This is a genomic window from Caldanaerovirga acetigignens (genome assembly GCF_900142995.1).
Lineage (GTDB): Bacteria > Bacillota > Thermosediminibacteria > Thermosediminibacterales > Thermosediminibacteraceae > Fervidicola > Fervidicola acetigignens.
Map to the genome: position 1 here is coordinate 155,666 of NZ_FRCR01000005.1, position 19,912 is coordinate 175,577.

At 46.3% G+C, this 19,912-nt stretch carries 13 protein-coding genes, 1 tRNA gene, 2 pseudogenes and 2 riboswitches; of the genes and pseudogenes, 6 read left to right on the forward strand and 10 right to left on the reverse strand.

Annotated features, from left to right (window positions below):
• Positions 1-31: 31 nt before the first annotated feature.
• The 6 genes from BUB66_RS05535 to BUB66_RS05560 all read right to left on the reverse strand — a co-directional run bounded on the left by BUB66_RS05535 (position 32) and on the right by BUB66_RS05560 (position 9,005).
• Positions 32-3,649 carry an NAD(P)-binding protein gene (locus BUB66_RS05535; RefSeq protein WP_073255893.1) on the reverse strand — a complete coding sequence of 1,206 codons (3,618 nt, stop codon included), beginning with the start codon at positions 3,647-3,649 and terminating at the stop codon, positions 32-34.
• A gap of 18 nt (positions 3,650-3,667) precedes the next feature.
• Positions 3,668-5,419 (reverse strand): NADH-quinone oxidoreductase subunit NuoF, encoded by a 1,752-nt coding sequence (gene nuoF, locus BUB66_RS05540; protein WP_073255896.1) that lies wholly within the window; start codon positions 5,417-5,419, stop codon positions 3,668-3,670.
• Positions 5,420-5,423: 4 nt separating this feature from the next.
• Positions 5,424-5,960 carry an NADH-quinone oxidoreductase subunit NuoE gene (nuoE, locus tag BUB66_RS05545; RefSeq protein ID WP_073255899.1) on the reverse strand — a complete coding sequence of 179 codons (537 nt, stop codon included), beginning with the start codon at positions 5,958-5,960 and terminating at the stop codon, positions 5,424-5,426.
• A gap of 74 nt (positions 5,961-6,034) precedes the next feature.
• The gene (locus BUB66_RS05550) at positions 6,035-6,859 is read right to left on the reverse strand and encodes an Asp23/Gls24 family envelope stress response protein (RefSeq protein ID WP_073255902.1); all 825 of its coding nucleotides are present in this window, start codon (positions 6,857-6,859) and stop codon (positions 6,035-6,037) included.
• Positions 6,860-7,001: 142 nt separating this feature from the next.
• Positions 7,002-8,417, reverse strand: a complete 1,416-nt coding sequence (locus BUB66_RS05555; protein WP_073255905.1) for a stalk domain-containing protein — start codon at positions 8,415-8,417, stop codon at positions 7,002-7,004.
• 18 nt (positions 8,418-8,435) lie between these two features.
• A complete protein-coding gene (locus tag BUB66_RS05560; RefSeq protein WP_073255908.1) occupies positions 8,436-9,005 on the reverse strand; it encodes a DUF2284 domain-containing protein in 570 nt (189 codons plus the stop codon).
• Between the two features lie 148 nt (positions 9,006-9,153).
• Positions 9,154-9,271, forward strand: a riboswitch (SAM riboswitch).
• 72 nt (positions 9,272-9,343) lie between these two features.
• Between BUB66_RS05560 and BUB66_RS05565 the strand changes: the two genes are divergently transcribed.
• The 4 genes from BUB66_RS05565 (at position 9,344) to BUB66_RS05580 (ending at position 12,767) form a co-directional block, all read left to right on the forward strand.
• Positions 9,344-10,618 (forward strand): homocysteine synthase, encoded by a 1,275-nt coding sequence (locus BUB66_RS05565; protein WP_073255911.1) that lies wholly within the window; start codon positions 9,344-9,346, stop codon positions 10,616-10,618.
• 26 nt (positions 10,619-10,644) lie between these two features.
• Positions 10,645-11,766: a homoserine O-acetyltransferase MetX gene (gene metX, locus BUB66_RS05570; protein ID WP_073255915.1), complete on the forward strand. Its 1,122-nt coding sequence runs from the start codon at positions 10,645-10,647 to the stop codon at positions 11,764-11,766.
• Between the two features lie 73 nt (positions 11,767-11,839).
• Positions 11,840-11,917 (forward strand) — tRNA-Arg (locus tag BUB66_RS05575).
• 199 nt (positions 11,918-12,116) lie between these two features.
• Positions 12,117-12,767, forward strand: coding sequence for a lactate utilization protein (locus BUB66_RS05580; RefSeq protein WP_073255918.1), 651 nt, complete (start codon positions 12,117-12,119; stop codon positions 12,765-12,767).
• 14 nt (positions 12,768-12,781) lie between these two features.
• Here BUB66_RS05580 and BUB66_RS05585 read toward each other — a convergent pair whose 3' ends face one another.
• From BUB66_RS05585 to BUB66_RS05600, 4 genes are all read right to left on the reverse strand, one after another.
• Positions 12,782-13,579: a prolipoprotein diacylglyceryl transferase gene (locus BUB66_RS05585; RefSeq protein ID WP_073255921.1), complete on the reverse strand. Its 798-nt coding sequence runs from the start codon at positions 13,577-13,579 to the stop codon at positions 12,782-12,784.
• Positions 13,580-13,804: 225 nt separating this feature from the next.
• Positions 13,805-15,451 carry a cobalamin B12-binding domain-containing protein gene (locus tag BUB66_RS05590; protein WP_073255924.1) on the reverse strand — a complete coding sequence of 549 codons (1,647 nt, stop codon included), beginning with the start codon at positions 15,449-15,451 and terminating at the stop codon, positions 13,805-13,807.
• Positions 15,451-16,584: an NAD/NADP octopine/nopaline dehydrogenase family protein gene (locus tag BUB66_RS05595; RefSeq protein ID WP_073255927.1), complete on the reverse strand. Its 1,134-nt coding sequence runs from the start codon at positions 16,582-16,584 to the stop codon at positions 15,451-15,453. Before BUB66_RS05595 ends, BUB66_RS05590 begins: the two co-directional genes overlap by 1 nt.
• Before the next feature lie 92 nt (positions 16,585-16,676).
• Positions 16,677-16,850, reverse strand: a riboswitch (cyclic di-AMP (ydaO/yuaA leader).
• 131 nt (positions 16,851-16,981) lie between these two features.
• The gene (locus BUB66_RS05600; RefSeq protein WP_073255930.1) at positions 16,982-17,599 is read right to left on the reverse strand and encodes a hypothetical protein; all 618 of its coding nucleotides are present in this window, start codon (positions 17,597-17,599) and stop codon (positions 16,982-16,984) included.
• A gap of 441 nt (positions 17,600-18,040) precedes the next feature.
• On the opposite strand from BUB66_RS05600, the pseudogene istA reads away from it, so the two are divergent.
• Positions 18,041-19,011, forward strand: a pseudogene (gene istA, locus BUB66_RS05605) (IS21 family transposase); the annotation flags it as partial.
• Positions 19,008-19,762, forward strand: a pseudogene (gene istB / locus BUB66_RS05610) (IS21-like element helper ATPase IstB). The pseudogenes istA and istB, both read left to right, overlap by 4 nt.
• The last annotated feature ends 150 nt before the right edge of the window (positions 19,763-19,912 follow it).

Consider the following 19,912-nt stretch of genomic DNA (forward strand, 5'->3'; position numbering starts at 1 on the left):
AGACCTGCATCCTGTGATGCAGGTCCTCTTTTTACCTTGCCACGCCTTCCTCTTTCATTTTAGTTTCGAAGGTCCTGTCGAGAACAGCGGACATCCTGGGTGTTCTGAAAGCCGGTCCTTCGGCTTTTTCCGGCAGTTTTGCCTTTTTATCTTCGAAGTTGAATCCATTAAGATAAAGCACCGTCGTTCCGAAGGCATCTTTTGAGCCTGCCGGCCAAAATACGCCGGATTTGCCTATGCATTCCCTCTTTATGCCGCGGTACTCCGGAACATTTCGCGATACGGCGTCCAGCACGTCCTCCGCCGAATCGAACCCCAGGCTATATCCTGTAGAATTTGCTAAGTCTTTTATCACCTGCCAGTTTTCCCTAGCAAAAAGCGGCGGGATCGCCCTTTCGAACCACTGAACCCTGCGCTCGCAACTGGTGTAAGAACCCCTTGACTCTGAAAATGCTGCAAGCGGCAGTACCACATCGGCAAGCCGGGCGGTGTCAGTAAGGAAAAGGTCCTGCACAGCCAGGAATTCGAGCTTTTTCAGGGCTTCCGAAAAAGTCGGAGCTATCCCCGCAGGGTCTTCTCCAAAGATAAACGCTCCCCTTACCTTTCCTTGCTCTATAAGGTTCACGACTTCTTCGGCTTCAACCGAAACTCCCAAGTCCGCCAATCCTTGGGCGTTATTCTTGCCTCTCAGCATGATTATGCCATTTCGCGGTTTTCCTATATGACCCGATACCACGGCAATGGAAGCTACTAGTCTTTCGGCATCCTTCGTCATCCTTTCATGGTCGAAGACCACCATAGCGTTTTTCGCCTGTCCGTAAATGCGGGCAACTTCCCTCAGGTCTTCCGGAACGGTTACGACGGCGAGGGACTCTTTTAGCTGCTCGAATCCTTCAGCTTTTGAAACTCCCGCTGTAAATCCTTCTTCAATCAGCGCTTTCAATAGTGCCTTCAAAAATTCCACGTTGTTTTCGGGCCTTAACACCTTAACGGCATCTTCATCCAGGTAAGACGGTTCTGGATTTATTACCACCAATTTTGCTCCTTTTTTAATCGCTTCTCTTATCTTCAGTCCTGCTACGGCGTAATCCTCCATCGCCCGGCAACCTATTAGGAGCACCACATCGGTGGTCGACAATTCTTCAAGGGAGTTCGTTGAAGCATCGTATCCTAATACATCTTTAAGGCCACTAGGATCGCTTCCAAAAGAAGCGATATAGGTAGTCCCAAGGCCCTTAGCGAACTCTTTTATAGCGAAAATCTCTTCATTGGTAAGTCCCGGCGATACAAATACCGCAAGGCTTTCCGGCCCGTAAAGAGCGCTCAACCCCCTTGCCTTTCTTGCCGCATAGAGCACCGCTTCCTCGTAAGAGGCATTTTCTAATTTCCCGTTTTTCTTGACCATCGGCATGGTTAGCCTTTCTTTCATGGAAAGCGCACTGAAACCGAACCGGCCCTTTACGCAAAGGTGCCCGCCGTCTACCGAGCTTTCCCTGTCCGGCAAAGCCCTTAGCAGCATGTCTCCCCTTATATCGAGGTTCAGGCTGCATCCCACGCCGCAGAAGGAACACACGGTTTTCTTCTGTTCAGTCTTAAGGGGCACGGGTTTTGCCACAGGCGGCCTTTCCTGCAGCGCTCCGGTCGGGCAGACGGCTACGCACTGCCCGCAGGAAATGCAGCTCGTTTCCTTTAAAGGCAGCTCGAACTCGGGTTTTACAACCGTTACGAAGCCTCTGTTTACAAGCCCCAGTGCGGTTACTCCCATCACTTCGTCGCAAACCCTCACACAAAGACCGCATAGGATACACTTTTGCGGGTCCCTCACGATAAAAGGATGGTCGTCTTTGTAATCGTATTTATTTGCTTGTCCGGCGAATTTTTCCGGGCTTACGCCGTATTCATTGGCGTATTTTATTAGTTTGCATTCAAAATAGTCCTTGCAGCCGCATTCGAGACACCGCATTGCCTCTTTTTTCGCTTCTTCTTCGCTGTAGCCGAGGACAATTTCCCTGAAATTAGTCTTTCTCTCTTCAGGGGAAAGGTGCGCCATCTGGACCCTTGGAATTTTTTCCCTGTCGGCGAAATCCTCTTCCGTCAAGTCATCCCGCCGCACCAGATACGGTTCCTTATATGGTATGACTTCGCCCTCCAGGTAGCTCATTATCACGTCGGCTGCTCGTTTTCCGTCGGCCACAGCCTCTATGGCTATCCCAGGGCCTTCATTTATAGCATCTCCACCGGCGAAAACCCCCGCAAGATTGGTGGCAAAAGTACCTTCTGCAGCGGATATAGTGCCCCTTTTTGTGAGACTTACGCCTTCAAAGCCCGTCGCGTCAACCTCCTGCCCTATTGCAGCAATCACCGTATCTACTTCCAGCACTATCTCCTCCCCCGGAATGGGCTCGGGCTTTCTCCTGCCGGAAGCATCGGGCTCGCCTAACCTCATCCTCTGGAGCCTTATAGCTCCAACTCGCCCGTTTTTTTCTATTATTTCCATAGGTGCTACCAGGAATATGAATTTTACTCCTTCTTCCTCAGCCTCTTTTATTTCGACTTCGTTAGCAGGCATCTCGTTTCTTGTCCTGCGGTAAAGGACGTAAACTTCCTCAGCTCCAAGGCGTACCGCGGTGCGGCAGGCATCCATGGCGGTGTTTCCTCCACCTACTACCGCCACTTTCTTGCCCATTTCCACCGGCTCGCCCTTAGCCACTTTTCTTAAAAAGTCTATACCTCCCATGACCCCCGGCAGCTCCTCACCCGGGCAGCGAAGCTTCGAGCTTTTCCATGCACCTATCGCCAAGAAAACCGCATCGTATTTCGCCCTTAGATAATACAATGTTACATCTTTTCCTATCTTGCAGTTTGTCACGAATTCGACGCCCATCTTTTTGATAAGCTCAATCTCTTTGTCCAGCACTTCTTTGGGCAGCCTGTATTGGGGTATGCCGTACCTCAACATGCCGCCGAGTTTTTCCATAGCTTCGTATACCACTACCTTGTGGCCTTCCTTGGCAAGATAGTACGCGGCGCTAAGCCCTGCAGGCCCGCTTCCCACTACTGCCACAGATTTGCCTGTAGGCGGTTTTATCTCCGGCATATATGGATGCCCGGAAGCTAAATCTACATCTCCTACGAAGCTTTTCAGCCAAGCTATGGCGATGGGTTCTTCCACCAGGTTTCTTCTGCACGCATCCTCGCAAGGGTGCGGGCATATCCTTCCTATGCTGGCAGGCAGCGGCAGGTTTTCCTTTATGAGTTTTACCGCTTCCTGGTACCTGCCGTTTGCAATTAGCCCCACATAACCTTGACAGTCGGTGTGAGCCGGACAAGCTTGGCGGCAGGGCGGCCTGCAGTCTCCTATGTGGTTGGACAAAAGGAGTTCTAAAGCCATCTTCCTAGCTTTCCGGATCTTTTTATTATCCGTATAGATTACCATTCCCTCGCTGATTTCCGTCGCGCATGCCCTGAGGAGTTTTGGTGCACCCTGCACTTCCACAAGGCAAAGTCCGCAGGAACCGTATATCTTGACTCTCTCGTCATAACACAGGGTGGGGATTTCTATCCCATTTTCCCTCGCGACTTCCAAGATGGTTTGCCCTTTATAGCCTTTTACTTCTCTTCCGTTTATGTTGAGACTAATCTTCTCCATGTCTTCCCCTCCCTCGCCTTATTCTACGTATACTGCTCCAAAGCGGCAGACTTCCATGCAAGTGCCGCACTTGGTGCAGTTTTCCTGGATTATCTCGTAAGGCTGTCCTTTCGAACCCTTTATGGTATTTACAGGGCACTTGCGGGCACATAGGCCGCAGCTTTTGCATTTTGCCGGGTCAATTCTGTAAGTTATAAGAGCTTTGCACTGTTTGGCCGGGCATTTTTTGTCTTTTATATGGGCTTCGTACTCATGGCGGAAGTATTTGAGCGTCGTAAGCACCGGATTTGGCGCCGTCTGCCCCAGGCCGCAGAGCGACCCCTCCTTGACGTTCATAGCGAGTTCTTCCAGCACTTCAAGGTCTTCTTCTTTGCCCTCACCCCTGCAGATTCTTTCAAGGATTTCCAGCATCCTCTTGGTGCCTATCCTGCAGTGGGTACACTTTCCGCAGGACTCCTTTTGTGTGAAGTCCAGGAAGAACCTCGCCATGTCCACCATGCAGGTGGTCTCGTCCATTACGATCATGCCGCCGGAGCCCATTATTGCACCGGTTTTAACGATAGACTCGTAATCTACCGGCGTGTCCAAAAGGGACTCCGGAATGCAGCCGCCGGAAGGCCCTCCAAGCTGCACGGCCTTTATCTTCCGGTCTCCTTTTATGCCGCCACCTATTTTGAAAATGACTTCCCTAAGCGGCACTCCCATCGGGACCTCTACAAGACCCCCTCTTTTTACCTTCCCTGCCAAGGCAAAGACTTTAGTGCCTTTGCTCTTTTCGGTACCTACAGAAGCGAAGGCTTTGCCGCTGTTTTGTATTATCCAGGGCACATTGGCAAAAGTTTCAACGTTGTTGATGTTGGTGGGTTTACCCATGTAGCCTTTTTGAGCCGGGAAAGGCGGCTTGAGCCTGGGCATCCCCCTTTCTCCTTCTAAAGATGCTATTAATGCCGTCTCTTCACCGCATACGAAGGCTCCCGCACCGGCCTTTATATTTATATCAAAGGAAAAGTTCATCCCCATAATGTTTTTTCCCAAAAAGCCCTTTTCTCTAGCCTGGGCTATGGCTATCTCCAACCTTTTAATGGCAAGGGGATATTCAGCCCTCACGTAGATATATCCAGCCTCAGCCCCGATGGCGTAAGCTGCTATTGCCATTCCTTCGAGCACCGAGTGTGGGTCGCCTTCCAAGACGCTCCTGTCCATGAATGCCCCCGGATCTCCTTCATCGGCATTGCACACCACGTATTTCGGTGTCCCGGGAGCAGTCCTTGTGGCATTCCACTTAAACCAGGTAGGAAAGCCCGCTCCTCCCCTTCCCCTCAGGCCTGAAATCTTTATCTCTTCTATTACTTCTTCAGGTGTCATCTCTTTTAAGGCTTTTTCTAAGGCTTTATATCCCCCTGCTTCTATATACTCGTCTATACATTCAGGGTCAATTTTACCACAATTTCTAAGCGCGATCCTTAGCTGACCTTCTATATAAGCCCTGTCCTCGTCCGAAAGAGCATTCTCGTTTACTACAATTCCCTTTTCCAAGTGATTCTCAAAAATATCCTTCACCACATCCGGCGTCACTTTCACGTACATCGTACTTTTCCCTTCGTCGTCCACCACTTCTACCAAGGGCTCTAAGTAGCACATCCCTATGCATCCCGCTTTTTTAACTTCCACGTCCAAATTTCTCTTTCTTACCTCGTCTTCCACCGCTTGGAGCACTTTATTGCCCCCCGCAGCAATTCCGCAGCTTCCCAGTCCAACTATCACCTTCATTCTCCTACACCCCCTCTTTTTCCGTCTCTTTCTTCAAAATTTCCCTTATGATGCCCCTGGCTTTATCCGGGGTAAGTTTGCCGTAAGCTTCACCGTCTATCATCATCACCGGAGCAAGGCTGCAGCACCCGAGGCAAGCCACGTTTTGAAGAGTAAAAAGCCCGTCTTTTGTAGTCTCTCCTTCATTAATTTTCAGTTCGTCGCAGAGGGCACTTGTGATTAGTTCAGCCCCGTTTACATGGCAGGCTGTGCCGTGGCAAACCATTATAAGATGCTTGCCTATGGGTCTCAATCTAAACTGAGCATAAAACGTGGCAACCCCAAATACTTTGGCGGGTTTTACTTTTATTTCCCGGGCGATATGGTAAAGCACCTTCCTGGGCAGGTATCCGTAGATATCTTGGGCTTTTTGTAGCACCGTTATGAGGCTGCCGGGGTTGCCCCTGTACTTTTCGAGCACCCCATCTAAAAGGGCAAGGTCTACTTCTTCATCCGGAAATCTGGCATCAAACCCCGATTCTTTGCACTCACAGCAACTCATCTATTTTTCCTCCCCTTTACAGAATTCGTACCAATAACAGATTGCACAATTTATAAATTATTTTATATTCTACATTACGCCTCTTTTTCCTTCCTGAAAAAAAGTTTTTTTACCTTGATATCCACCCTAAGCACGTTTAAAGCCGTCATATATTCTACCTTTTCCTTCACCTCCTGCTGGACTTTCTCCATCAAAGGCAAAATTGGAATCCCGTACTGTACCGTAAGTTCTAAACTAATCGCGACTCCGGAGCCATGGTTTTCAACGACAGCCCTCCCTCCGCCCCCTATTCCTTCTATGCTTCTTGCTACATGTAAAGCAATCTGGCTTATCACCGTATCGGCAACAGTATACCGTCCTAAATAGCTGTATGTGGGCCTCACCACCGACTTTTCCGTGACTATCTCCTGCCTACCCCGGCGGTAAAAAATTTTAAGGGGGTCTAAAAGATACCCCGAAAAGTATTTCTTTATCTCGAGCGTGGGCACAGGTATTACGTGTTTTCCATCTACAGTCCTTATCTTCCTTGCCTCTTCTATCTCCTTTTTAGTCGATACATCCTCAATATATACAACTCTTGTGGGCTCCGGAAGCTCCAACGTCCTGCAGATTGTCCTTACCATTTTTTCCGAAGTACCTATGACGAGAACTCTTTTTGCATCAATTTCCTTCACCTTCTCTCTGACTTCTTCGGCATGATGCGGATCCTGAAAAAGAGCCCTTTTTATCGCACCTACCCTCGTCTCTTCCCTTTTTGCCGAATAACCGGCTACCACCCTATTTCCGTGGATCAAAAGCCCATCGTCAATTATAAGTTCGGCACCGTACTGCCTCGCCACTAAATGAGCCCGGTGGCTTTTTCCGGTGCCGCTTTTGCCTACAAAGGCGATTACTTCCAAATTATCAACTCCTGCTACATAGTTGTACTCTTTTATATTATCACAATAATGAAATACCATAAAGATATTTGTGAAACTTTTTACATGATTATCTAGTAAAACGCCTTCGGCTTCTTTTACCGAAGGCGTTTTATCAATATAATCATTTTGCAGCCTTAAAATTGTCGTATACGGCCTGCCAGAAACTAGCCGTGGTATAACCCAACCTCCACACCGCTATTCCCTTGAGGCCTTTTTCTATGACCAATTTGCATTTGGCATCCACCGAAGCACCGCTTTCCATCCAGATTTGATAAGTTACACCTTTTTCGTCTTTAAAACTTCCGTAAGCCATAAGCGAATTTCCGTCCAGGTTCATTTTCAAGCCGTATTTGCTCTTTAATTCATCTAAAAAGAGTATTCTCGAATAGGTCATCTGATTTTTCTCTTCCAATACTGTGTACCTTAGGCCATCCGTCCAGGCATAGCCGTAATAGCCCACACCTAAGACAACCTTCTGAGCCGGTATCCTCGCTGTGGCATAATCCACAACTTCCCTCGTCCAATCCACACCCGCCTGAGGCCCCGGCGCACTTGGACTTTTGTCGTAAGCCATGATAACTACGAAATCGCTGTACTTGCCCAAGACTTCATAGTCGTATGCCGGCCACCAGTCGTTTTTTTCGGTCTTTGCAGGGAGGGAAATGTTTAGAGACTTGTTTTTTGATTTTAAGGCATTGTATAGCTCAATTATAAAACTGTTAAAATTCTCTTTATCCTCAGGTTTTATGTATTCGAAGTCGATATTGACGCCGTCGTAGTTTTCTTTTTCTACCTCACTTACTATCTGGCCTATTAGCGCCTTCCTTTTTTCCGGAGTATCCAAGGCCTGGCTCAAGCGCGCGCGGTCCGATTCAAAAATGAGTGCATATACCTTGACGCCTTTTTGCCGTGCCGCCTCGAGTACTAAATTATAATCCTGCGGTTTCATAATATAGCGGGAATTGTCGTAACTTACCAGGTTCGAATTTTCGTCAAGGGTGTACCACTTGGCCGCGATGGAAGTGAGCTTTTCCACGTTCTTTATGAAATCGTCGTAGGACTGAGAATAATAATATCCCAAGATGTATTTGGCAAGACCTTCTTTTACAGTTATAAACACCGCCATTTTAGCGCCGTCCCAGTGAACTTGCGCTCCAAAAGCCTCGCTAAAAAAGCGTATGGGGACCATTGTCCTCCCTTTTACGATCAGAGCAGGAACATCTAGTTTTACCGGCTTTCCGTTTATGTAGGCGACGGAATTACCTATCCTGAGGATAATCTGAGTTGAGCCTTTTACTGCCGTAATCATTTTCGTCTTTTCATCCCAATGGACATTCGCCCCCAAATTTTCGCCCAAAAATCTAAATGGCACGAGCACCCTGCTCGATTTCATCACCGGCGGCACATCGGGCTTTATTTCCCTGCCATTCAGGAAAACTTTAATAGTTCCGGCACCGTATATTTCAAGAGGCGACACCGTTGATAATAAAAAGACTCCGATTAAAAAAAGAACGGATATTTTTCGAATATTCCTCAAATTCTACGACCCCCTTCATTAGTCCAGCAATACCATTCCGGTCCAAACTACTTTCCCCGGCGTAAAGGCAAATTCTAGCCCTGCATTTTTGCAAGTTTTAAATACATCAATACCCATTGCTTCCATAGATGGCCTTGCCTTCTCCCTCTGAACACAATAACCGTGTCCAGCGGCAGCAGGACATCTTTCACACAATATACACGGCCCTCCTATAAACCCGGCAGCAAAATGAAAGCCGGAAGAAAAAGCTCTCTTTTCCGTTTTATACACTGCCTCGTGCAAAAGAAGGGCAAGCCTTTTTGCCTCATTTTCTGCATCTTTGCTTTCGGTTTTACCTTCCACCTGCAGAATGACTGCCATAAAGTATTTTAAGACAAGTTTTCTAAATTCATCTACATCCGGCACATAAGGAGGGCACATAAACCTCTTCCCGTACTCCCTGCAGCCCGAATGGCTGCATTGAAACCTAACCCGCTCATCCACCACTACGTCCCGGGCCAATATGAGTTCGACCCGTGCAACGCCTTCACAATTTTTTGCAAATCCGAGGAGTTTTTCAGCCTCCTTAAATTTTTCCAGCAGCCTCATGGTCCACCTCTTAAAGCATAATAGCCTTTTAGTCTATAATACCAGAATCAATGCTATCTCGTCCACCTTGTAACAAATTCGTAAAATATATTGACAGAATTCCTAGTATACTGGTATAATTGCTTTAAATTAAAATTGAAAAATTGGCCTCTTATCAAGAGCGGTGGAGGGACTGGCCCGATGAAACCCGGCAACCCGCGCCTTTAATAAAAGCGCGAAGGTGCCAATTCCTGCAAAACGCTAAAAGGCGTTTTGAGAGATAAGAGGAAGGTTGAAAGAAACCCTCTTCTTATCGAAGGGGGTTTTTTTTACACAAAAACAAAAAGGAGGAATAGAGCATGAAAGATTTTAAATTCGACACTCTGGCAGTCCACGCCGGCCAGGAACCTGATCCCACGACTGGGGCAATGGCAGTCCCCATCTACCAAACCACATCTTTTGTATTCCAAAGCCCTGAACATGCTGCTAACCTTTTCTCTTTAAAAGAGGAAGGACACATCTACAGCCGGATGTCCAATCCAACCCAAGACGTGCTTGAAAAACGCATCGCAGCATTAGAAGGTGGCGTAGGCGCGCTGGCCCTTGCCTCTGGGCAGGCAGCAGTAGCTTATGCAATATTGAATATAGCAAAGGCCGGTGATGAAATAGTCTCTTCAAGCACCCTTTACGGCGGAACTTTCAACCTTTTTTCCACCACATTGAAGCGATTCGGAATAGATGTAAAATTCGTAGACCCAAAGGACTCTGCCAACTTCAAAAACGCCATAACTTCCCGCACAAGGGCAATTTACGGAGAAATTATCGGTAATCCAAAAATCGATATCCTTGACCTAGAAGAGGTCGCCCGGATAGCTCATGATGCCGGAATTCCTTTTATAGTAGATAATACTTTTGCAACTCCCTATCTTTGCAGGCCTTTTGAATTCGGCGCCGATATCGTAGTACACTCCGCAACCAAGTTCATAGGAGGGCACGGAACTACCCTGGGCGGGCTAATAGTAGACTCGGGCAAATTCGACTGGACAAACGGAAAATTCCCGGAACTTGCCGAACCAGACCCGGCTTATCACGGCGTATCTTTTACGGAAACCTTCGGAAATGCCGCTTACATTGCAAAAGTAAGGTGCATGCTCCTTCGGGACCTGGGCGCATGTATCAGTCCTTTCAATGCGTTTTTGTTGCTGCAAGGATTGGAGACCCTGCATCTTAGGATGCAGCGCCACGTAGAAAACGCAAAGAAAGCAGCGGAATTTCTAAAGAATCACCCAAAAGTCGCCTGGGTAAACTACCCCAGCCTTCCGGATTCGCCCTATTATACTCTTGCCCAAAAATACTTGCCAAAAGGGGCCGGGGCGATATTTACCTTCGGCTTAAAAGGCGGTTACGAAGCCGGGAAAAAATTTATAGAAAGCGTAAAGCTCTTTTCCCACCTTGCGAACGTAGGGGACGCAAAGTCTTTGATAATACACCCGGCCAGCACTACCCACCAGCAGTTGAGCCCCGAAGAACAAACAGCAGCCGGAGTCACTCCGGATATGATAAGGGTGTCGATTGGAATAGAGGACATTGACGATATTCTTAAAGACCTGGAAAGAGGCCTTGATGCCGCGTAAAAAATTTACAACCGAGGGGGATGGCCATGCTCGTAAAAAAACACTTTTTTCGCTTTACAAAAGGTGAAATTCAATTCAGCACCGAAAGCGGATATACTTTCGATGCTATTCAGGTGGCTTACGAAACTTACGGCAACTTGAACAGAAAAAAAGACAACGCCATTTTAGTGCTGCACGCCTTAACAGGAGATGCTCATGCCGCGGGTATGTATTCCAGCCGGGACCCCAAGCCCGGCTGGTGGGACCCGCTGATAGGCCCCGGAAAGGCGCTGGATACGAACAAATATTTCGTTATATGTTCAAACATACTGGGAAGCTGCTACGGGACTACAGGACCGACATCCGTAAATCCGAAAACTGGAAATCCTTATGGCAATGATTTCCCTCCGATAAATATAAGGGATATGGTAAGACTGCAAAAAATTCTACTGGAATACCTCGGAGTTAAAAAATTGAAGATGGCTATTGGCGGGTCTTTAGGAGGTATGCAGGCCCTTGAATGGGCCGTAACCTTCCCTGATTCTGTAGAAACAGTTGTTGCAATAGCTGCAACTCACGAGCTTTCCCCCTTGGCTATTGCGTTCAACTACGTGGGTATAAAAGCTATTGAAAGCGACCCATCCTGGAGAAACGGAAATTATTATTTGCTAGGCCAACCTGTAAGAGGGCTTTCACTGGCAAGGATGATCGGCACTCTCACCTATAAGAGCCACGAACTTTTCAAAAGAAGATTTTCGAGAAATATGGATGCAGAAAAAGGACTGTTTTTGGCAGAAAGTTATTTAGAATACCACGGAGAATCTTTCGTAAAACGTTTCGACGCAAATGCTTACCTTTGCCTTATAAAAGCTATGAACAGGCACAATATAGCCGAGCCCTATGGTTCCCTGGAAAAAGCCCTGAAGCGCATTAAGGCCAAGGTCTTCATGGTCGGCATAGATACCGACATGTTATATCCGCCCGATGAGCTTCGAAGTTTTATCAAGCAGTTAAATACCGCGGGCGGTTATGGAGAATACAGGGAAATAGAATCCTATCAGGGCCACGATGCCTTTCTTGTGGATTTCGAAAAGCTTTCTCCTATTCTGAACGAAATCCTCGAGACTTCGGTCCAGTCCACTTTTCTTAGCGAATCCCCGTCGCTTTGATTTTATTGTTGTTTTATCCGCCCCCTTATGCTATAATAATCTTTGCAAAAAGAATATTTAACAGAGATTAAGTGCGCCTATAGCTCAGGGGATAGAGCACCGGCCTCCGGAGCCGGGTTTTGCGGGGGTTCGAATCCTCCTAGGCGCACCATTTTTAAAATGCCTATAAGACAAGGCTTTCCGAGGACTGCCCCTTCCAGAAATCACCAAAAGAGTCCGGTGTTCCTGGAGGGGTTATATTTTATGGTTCTTTATTTGTTGCTCTGTTATTTTCAGATTAAACAAACTACTTTCATACTTATGGAGGATTTTCTAATGAATTACCGAAATTAAAATTGGAGGTGTTTTATGTGGTTGAACCTAAGGAAATTCTTGATTGGACCTACGAGCAAAAATGTCTAAAAGCAGTGGAGTCCCTGAAGAAAAATGGTTTTACAGCCGTGTATTGCAAGACTAGAAAGGAGGCCATTGATTACATACTCGATCAAGCAAAAGAAGCCTCCACCATAGGGTTTGGAGGCTCAATGACGCTGGTGGAATTAAACGTGACCGAAGCTCTAACGGAAATGGGCAAAGAGCTTTTGAATCACAACGCACCGAACCTTTCTCCTGAAGAAAAAATGGCCATAAGACGCAGGCAACTTACGTGCGATCTTTTTCTTACCAGCACCAACGCTCTCACAATAACCGGCTGCCTCGTCAACGTTGACGGCACAGGAAACCGCGCAGCATCCATGTTTTTCGGCCCCCGAAAGGTTATAATCATAGCGGGCAGGAATAAAATAGTCGGCAGCATAGAAGAAGGTTTAAACAGGATAAAAACGTACGCCGCACCGGCCAACGCAAGGCGGCTTAATTTGTCCACTCCTTGCGCCGACACCGGATTTTGCTCGGGCTGCAATTCTCCCGCGCGCATCTGCCGCATAACCACTATTCTGGAGAAAAAGCCCTTACTTACCGACATCCACGTCTTAGTCGTAAACGAGTACCTGGGCTTTTAGTGCGCTTTTGTCTTTCAATAACGCCTCCTCCTGTATCCGACGTAGCCATAGCCTCCGTAGCCATAACCGCCGGTGGTTTTATACATCAAATACGCAAAAATTACTATAAATGGAGTCATAAGCTGCGTCAAAGTGAAAAACCCTATGCCCCACTTATCATTTACGTAATGGACGAGAAAGAGCGGATTTTCCCTCACCGTCTCCTCGATCAGAGCCCTCAAAATCTGATGCCACCATATAAAGGACCAAAACTGGTATCCCGGCGGGAGGTCTTTAGTTTCAAGATATAAGTATCTAATCAAAAGCACAAGGCCTATAAAAGAACCTATTAACTGAGCCGGCCACCTGCCGAAGGAAAATTCGGTCATACGGCCAAGGACTTCCTGATTGAATATGTTGCCTATCCTCACTATTATATAGCCGAAGGAAAGCCCCAGCACGGTCAAATCCGCCACGACGTTGGGATTTATGCCGTGTCTCCTGCAATACGGCCACCCTGCGAGAAACCCTCCTAAGAGAGCACCGTGCCACGAAAGCCCGCCTTCCCAAATTTTAATTACCTGAATGGGAGCTTTTAAGAACCATTCGGGGTAGTTTGTGAGCACGAACATGAGGCGCGCTCCTACAATTCCAGATATTATGACGACAATCGCAAGGTTAAGCAAAAAGTCCTCGTCAAGATTGAGCCTCTTTCCTTTGACGTAAAGGTAATACGAGCCTACTAAAAAAGATATGGCCATGAATATTCCATACCAGTGAACAGCGATAGGGCCTATCTTAAATGCGTACGGACTTATTCCTTCGATAAACATGCGTATATGCTTCCTCCTTTTTTTATTCTTGCCTTAGGGCAGGTTATTTTTATTTTATCACCAAAAACCTATTATTGTATATAGCTTTAAAGAGGCGAAAATTCTAATTTTAGAGTAATAAATAAAAGAAAGGAGTTTCTGTATAGCGGAAAGTTAGTCTTTGCTTTAACTTAAAAAAATCAAAAAAGCCGACCTTAATCAAGGCCGGCTTCTCTTTATTTATATTTAGATTACAGTAAGCTGTGCTCTTTTAAATATTTTATCTATCCTTTCTTCTTCGGTCAGAATTTTGTTCTCTTCTGGGTCGTAAGCATATAGAGCGCCGTTTACCATCCTCGTGACCAGTTTCCCGCAGGCCGCCGGATTGCCTTTGAGGTGCGGAGCATCCAGAATGCCTAGCTCTATGGCTTTTGCAATGGTATCCGCATCGGAAAGCGGGTCCTCGACACTGGGATTAAGCTGTTTTATGGCGCTTAATATGACCATAGCTTCTTTTATAAGCTGATACTTGCGTTCCTGCACCACAGGATCATTTTCCATATCAGGCAACCCTAAGAAAGTATTTTTTATTACGCCCCTGACTATCTTACAACTTTCGATAATATCTTCCGCAGTAGCAGCATGATGCGCCTCGCAGAAACCAACTACATGGTAGATATGAGGCTTTATCGCCATGGCAAGGTATGCCGACGACGCAAGCTGCCCTTTTGCCTGAGATAGGTCCCCTGGGAAGCTGGCAAGGCCTGCCCTGGCCTGCCTATAAACTTTGAAATTATCATCTTGCAGCGATTCGATAAGTTCGATTTTTGCCAGCATTTTTGCCAGGTCCATCCTAGGCGAAAGCGATGGCGGGACGTTGAACATGTATTGAGCCACATAGTGCTTTACACCCATCTTTTTGGCATTATAAGCAGCCAAATACGCTGTTGCAACTCCCACTGCGTCATGGGCATCCCTGAGGCTCCAATGATGGGATTCGTTTACTTCAACAGGTATGCCCCTCTCGCCGTGCCATTTCATCACTTTTTGATTTTCCCTTATAGCCTCCCTGAGAGGCCTTGAGCTTCTTTTGTCCAAAACGCTGTACCAACACAGAGGCACGGCGCACCAGGCATTTTTTATGGTTTCCTGCAAGAGCTCTGCAAACTCAATGAGATGTGTGGTGCCGCTGTAGCACCGAAGAAGCGGATAATTTCCGCGGCGCGATGCTTCGTAAAGAGCTTCAAAATCTTCTTTTTTCCGCAGCGGAACGCCCCCTGCTCCGTCCAGTCTTCTGTCCATTTTATGCTGTTCGAAGAAAAATTCCTGGGCGTTCTGGTCTGGGGCAATAGAAATGACATCCAGTACCTTTGCTTCAGATACCTTTTTGATAGCTTCTATCGTGGCCTCAAGGGTAGGCAAGCCGAGATGATGCCTCAAAATTGGATACGGATATTTGGATTCTATGCGCGACACTAAATCCTGGGGATAATTTTCTTTTTCCGAATGCCTGTAACCCTTGAGAAATCCTAGCACGTCATCGATATCTTCAAGCCCGTTGAATACTTTGTAAAATATGCCGCTTTCTTCTGCAATTTGAGCGGTCGGTTCATTCCCTCCAAATATCCACTTAATCCCTTTATCAATACCTGAAGACTCTATTTTTTCCCTTAGCTCTTTCAATATCTCTCTCAAAGGCTCCGGCGTGAGGCGGTAGCTCAAGCCCACATAGTCAGGTCTACTATCCTTTACAGCAGCGATAAGTTCGTCTATTTTAACAGCCGCACCTAAAAACTCTACTTCGTATCCTTCTCTTTCGGCGAGCGAGAGGAAATTCATCACACCTGCCACGTGCACACAATTGCCTATTGTAGCACCAAGGATCTTCGCCATTATGCAACCCCCTCCTCACCGTTTTTGGCAGCATCAACGTATCCATGCTGAGCGAATTCTATTATCTGGGACGAAGAAAGTCCTGCAAGCCCCAGCTTTTCGACAGTCCTTCCAGTTTCCCAGAAGTTCTCGCCCGTCATCATATTGGCAAGTCTAATTATTGTATCTATAGCGGGAGTCTCTACTCCAATATTTTTTGCAAGTGAAGCTATGGGCACCAGACTGAAAGGTACATCCTCGTAAATGTACCTGGTTTTTAAATCTTTAGGTGCGGTAAGGCCTTTATAAGCCGGATTATTCTGTATAGCTTCGTATATTGAATTTCCGCAGGCTCCATAAGATTCTTCTAGCCACTTAACAGCGGACATGGTCTTCACACCCAGTAGCCTTGCGACCTTCATTCTTTCAGCATCAAGCCTCTCCAGCATCTGACCTATGCTCGGCGTGATTCCTTCGAGATAATATTCAAAAGCTTGACCCCGTTCTATATGCCCGCTGTTTAACAGCGTCGGAGCAGGATGGAATATGGCACCGAAATTGTTTAAACTAGTCTCCATCACGTCTCTAGCAGGCTTAAACTGTGGATAAGCACAAGACAAAAGCCAAATCACGTATTCTGTCCTGGTTGCCGGAATTGCAGCCAGTTTAACCTCGTTTTTAACGCTAAAAATCTTTGCACTATTTGGTCCCGTTGCTCTACAAGCGTATATAAAGGTCTGCGCTTCCGCCACAGTAATATCTTTTTCACATCCTGACTCTCGAAGGGTCTGGTAAACTTCCAGCGCTCCGCAGGTCCTTCCGGGATTCAACACGATTATCTGGCCGTCATCAAGATGAGGCGCCATCATTCTGGCAAGTTCCCTGTGAGCGGTTGCTGGGGTCGTTATCATTACAATATCGGAATTTTTAACTACTTCTTTTATATTATCCGTAACGGCAGAAAGCCTACCTACGCCTTCCACAGCACCTGTGAGCATTATCTCCGGTTTTTCTACTAAGGTCTTAATTTTTTCTACAGTTCTATTGTAAAGCACCACCGTAAAGCCCATCAGTCCTAAATACCCCGCCATCGCAAGCCCGCCGTTGCCAGCACCTATAACCGCATACCTTACTTTTTCCGGTCTTTTTATCATTTACGTCACCCCCCTGTATTTATATTTCCCACAAAAATAAAAGCTATGGAGGACCATAGCTTATTTTGGGCGGACTAACCCTCAAGCTATCAACCTCCTCTTTCCACGCTTACGAGGTTAGCTGACGGGTTCGGGTTGAAGAGGTAACCCTACCCCTTCTTAATACAGGAACGTCCTATATATAAGAAGGGGATTCACCCCAAAAAGTGGGTCCCCCGCTCCCTTCCGTGGCAAATACCCCGGAAGGAATTCAGCGTTCCAGATTGATGCGTATTTTTTTGGTAAACCTTATTATATCAAAATATAAGGATTACTGTCAATAGGAGTAGCTGATCAATTTGTAGTGAGCCACAGTTTAGGTCATACTGTTTAATAAAGTGAAACACTAAAAAGCAGCTCAATTTATTCTTTCCCAACCTGAAAGAAATCTAAATAGTTCCGTTGACCAATTGCACAATTGATTTATTCTTCTTAGCCACTCTTCCGGTTCATTTTTTAATAACTCATTTAACATTGCTTCTAACGAAAGCACATCAGCAAGACCATATTTTTCAATTACCTCTTCCCGCCCTTTAAGAGTTGTAGTTCCCAAAATAAGAATAGCTCCATCAATTTCTACTTTGGTACCGCCACTTCTACCACCTACCCAGACCTCTAATGACTTTGGCTCTCTTGCTGCCTGTAAAAACTTCTGAAATGCAGTCTTGCCTAAATGATGTTCAAGCTGCCGCGCATCTTCCAGGATTAGATAACGATAGTTATCCAGCGAAAGCTCGCACTTCATTTCTGCTATAAATACTTTTCCTGTTCCTCTATGACGAAATGTAAAATCCAAAGTGTGCCCTTGCTTTTCACCTTTTACATATACAGAGGGACGTCCTAAATTTTCATAGGGAGAGGAAGGGCATTGACACCAATAATGGACTATTTCTTCGTTAAATATGCCAAATAAACGCGACAGAAAGTTATCCCGCTGGAGATTTCCACTACAGAAGAAGTCTTTAAAACTTTTCATAGACTTTTCACTCCTTGACTCTATCCCAGAATGATAAGCTCTGGATAGAAGTTATGGCGTGAGCAAGCCATTTTTGCATTTGGAGGAAATACAACAAAAAGGTAATTATGTAAAGCAATAAAGGGATATTGTGGCTTTCTGTAAGGTCCCTAAATTGATAGTAGAAGAGCTTTCAGCCTCGGCAAGGATAGCAAGTTTTTTTCGATGGTAAAGTTTTTATGTGCTGCCATTGCCTTTAACTTTTCCCAAGAGAAATTTTAGTATTTCGGTACCCCACTTGCATTAAAAATATGCACTACCGTCTGTCACCGCCGGTATATAATTGACCCAGGAACAACGAAAAGGAATTGACCCACCCCCGGCGAAATATCCCTCTGATACAGCGCAGAAGATCGGAGGGAAATAAATGCTGGGGTGTGGATCTATTATAATGTTGCACGAACAGGCGGACGCACTATCTTGAGGGACTATGTAAGACAATTCAGGCCTCCAAAAGAGACCCCTGCCGTATGCCGCTATGAAACCAAGCCCGGCCAACAGGCTCAAGTCGACTGGGATGAATAAACATACATTGATGAGGAAACCGGCGAAATACGTAAGCTTTATCTTTTCGTCATGGTGCTGGGATATTCCAGAGCCATATACGTGGAATTCACAAACCGGTGCGATGTCAATACCTTTACCCGCTGCCTTATACACGGATTCGAATATTTCGGGGGAGTAACCGACGTATTGCTCACCGACAGGATGAAAACCGTAATCCTCGGCACCGACGAAAACAAAAAACCTATATGGAACTCCACCTTTGAAGACCTTACTGCGACGCTCGGCTTTACTCCTAGAGTTTGCAGGGCAAGGCGCCCTCAGACCAAAGGCAAAGTCGAAAGCAGAATAGACTTTGTCAAAAGCAACTTTCTGCCGGGTAGGAAATTCACAGACTACGGCGACTTGAACCGGCAGGCGATAGTGTGGTGCGAAAAGAAAAACAGGAGAATACACGGCACTACCGGAGAAAGGCCCATTGACCGCCTGAAGGAAGAAAAACTCAAACCCCTCCCCGACTCTGACAGATATCAGAAGTTTATGGAAGAAGTGAGGAAAGTCCACAAAGACGGCCTTTTAAGCTTCGGCGGCGTAAGGTATGGCGTTCCCTGGCAGTATAGCGGAAAAGAGGTGGTTGTAAGGGACAAAAACAGCAAAATCGAAATCATCTATAATGGGAAGGTGATAGCAACTTACGAAAAACATTACCGCTCAAGGACCACGTTTTATGCCAAAAACCAGTATGCCGGACTAAAAGAAGCCGAAGGTATGCTTTATCCCAGTCCGCGAGCATACAAGGTCTTTTCTCCGGAAGTTGAAAAGCGTTCTCTGGGGTTTATGAAAGCCTGCTGGAGGTGAGCACAATATGATAGACCTTGAAAAAGCTCGGTCCCACCTTGAAGAACTGGGGCTTTTAAGCGCAGCGGTTTTCCTCGATGCCCTCCTTGAAAGAGCTCAATGCGAGAACACGACGTATCTTGAGTTCTTAAACGACCTGCTCGAAGCTGAACTTAGCGAAAGACAACGGTAGAACATCGAAGTGAGGTCAAGACTTGCCCGGCTTCCGTATAAAAAGACCCTGAAGGAATTTGACTTTACGTTCCAGCCCAGTATTGATGAAAAGTTGATAAGAGAACTTGCCACAATGGCTTTTGTCTACAGGGCGGAAAACGTAATAGAGTAGGGAAGACACATCTTGCAGTAGGCCTTGCTATAGAAGCCTTATCACAAGGTATCTCAGTATCCTTTACGAGTCTTTCAAGGCTAATTGAAGACCTAAAAAAGGCTCATAAAGAAAACCGGTTGGAAAAACGGATGAGGATTTACACTGGCCCGAAACTTCTAATTATCGACGAAGTAGGTTATCTTCCGCTTGATGGCCTTGGCTCTAACCTCTTTTTCCAACTGATAAGTGCCCGGTATGAAAGGGGTAGTATTATACTCACCAGCAACAAAGGTTTTGGAGAATGGGGAAAGCTTATGGGAGACACAGTGCTTGCAACCGCAGTATTGGATAGGCTATTACATCATGCCCATATAATCAACATACGGGGCAATAGCTATCGCTTGAAGGACAGGCTAAAGACCGGGTTATATAATAATTCACATAACAATACTTAATTTTTAAAAAGCCAGGGTGGGTCAATTTAAATCCGCTGATAATGGGTTATTTTAATTCCGCTATTGACAATACATAGACCACAGTTTCAATCCCTTATAGACCCCCATGCCGCAACAAATGCGGCACCAGCAGAAGATGAAAATGCCCTT

What these genes read in the sequence shown, in the direction of transcription:
- BUB66_RS05535 (WP_073255893.1), bottom strand. Translation starts at nt 3,649, where the DNA reads ATGGAGAAGATTAGTCTCAACATAAACGGAAGAGAAGTAAAAGGCTAT.
- nuoF (WP_073255896.1), bottom strand. Translation starts at nt 5,419, where the DNA reads ATGAAGGTGATAGTTGGACTGGGAAGCTGCGGAATTGCTGCGGGGGGC.
- nuoE (WP_073255899.1), bottom strand. Translation starts at nt 5,960, where the DNA reads ATGAGTTGCTGTGAGTGCAAAGAATCGGGGTTTGATGCCAGATTTCCG.
- BUB66_RS05560 (WP_073255908.1), bottom strand. Translation starts at nt 9,005, where the DNA reads ATGAGGCTGCTGGAAAAATTTAAGGAGGCTGAAAAACTCCTCGGATTT.
- BUB66_RS05565 (WP_073255911.1), top strand. Translation starts at nt 9,344, where the DNA reads ATGAAAGATTTTAAATTCGACACTCTGGCAGTCCACGCCGGCCAGGAA.
- metX (WP_073255915.1), top strand. Translation starts at nt 10,645, where the DNA reads ATGCTCGTAAAAAAACACTTTTTTCGCTTTACAAAAGGTGAAATTCAA.
- BUB66_RS05585 (WP_073255921.1), bottom strand. Translation starts at nt 13,579, where the DNA reads ATGTTTATCGAAGGAATAAGTCCGTACGCATTTAAGATAGGCCCTATC.
- BUB66_RS05590 (WP_073255924.1), bottom strand. Translation starts at nt 15,451, where the DNA reads ATGGCGAAGATCCTTGGTGCTACAATAGGCAATTGTGTGCACGTGGCA.
- BUB66_RS05595 (WP_073255927.1), bottom strand. Translation starts at nt 16,584, where the DNA reads ATGATAAAAAGACCGGAAAAAGTAAGGTATGCGGTTATAGGTGCTGGC.
- BUB66_RS05600 (WP_073255930.1), bottom strand. Translation starts at nt 17,599, where the DNA reads ATGAAAAGTTTTAAAGACTTCTTCTGTAGTGGAAATCTCCAGCGGGAT.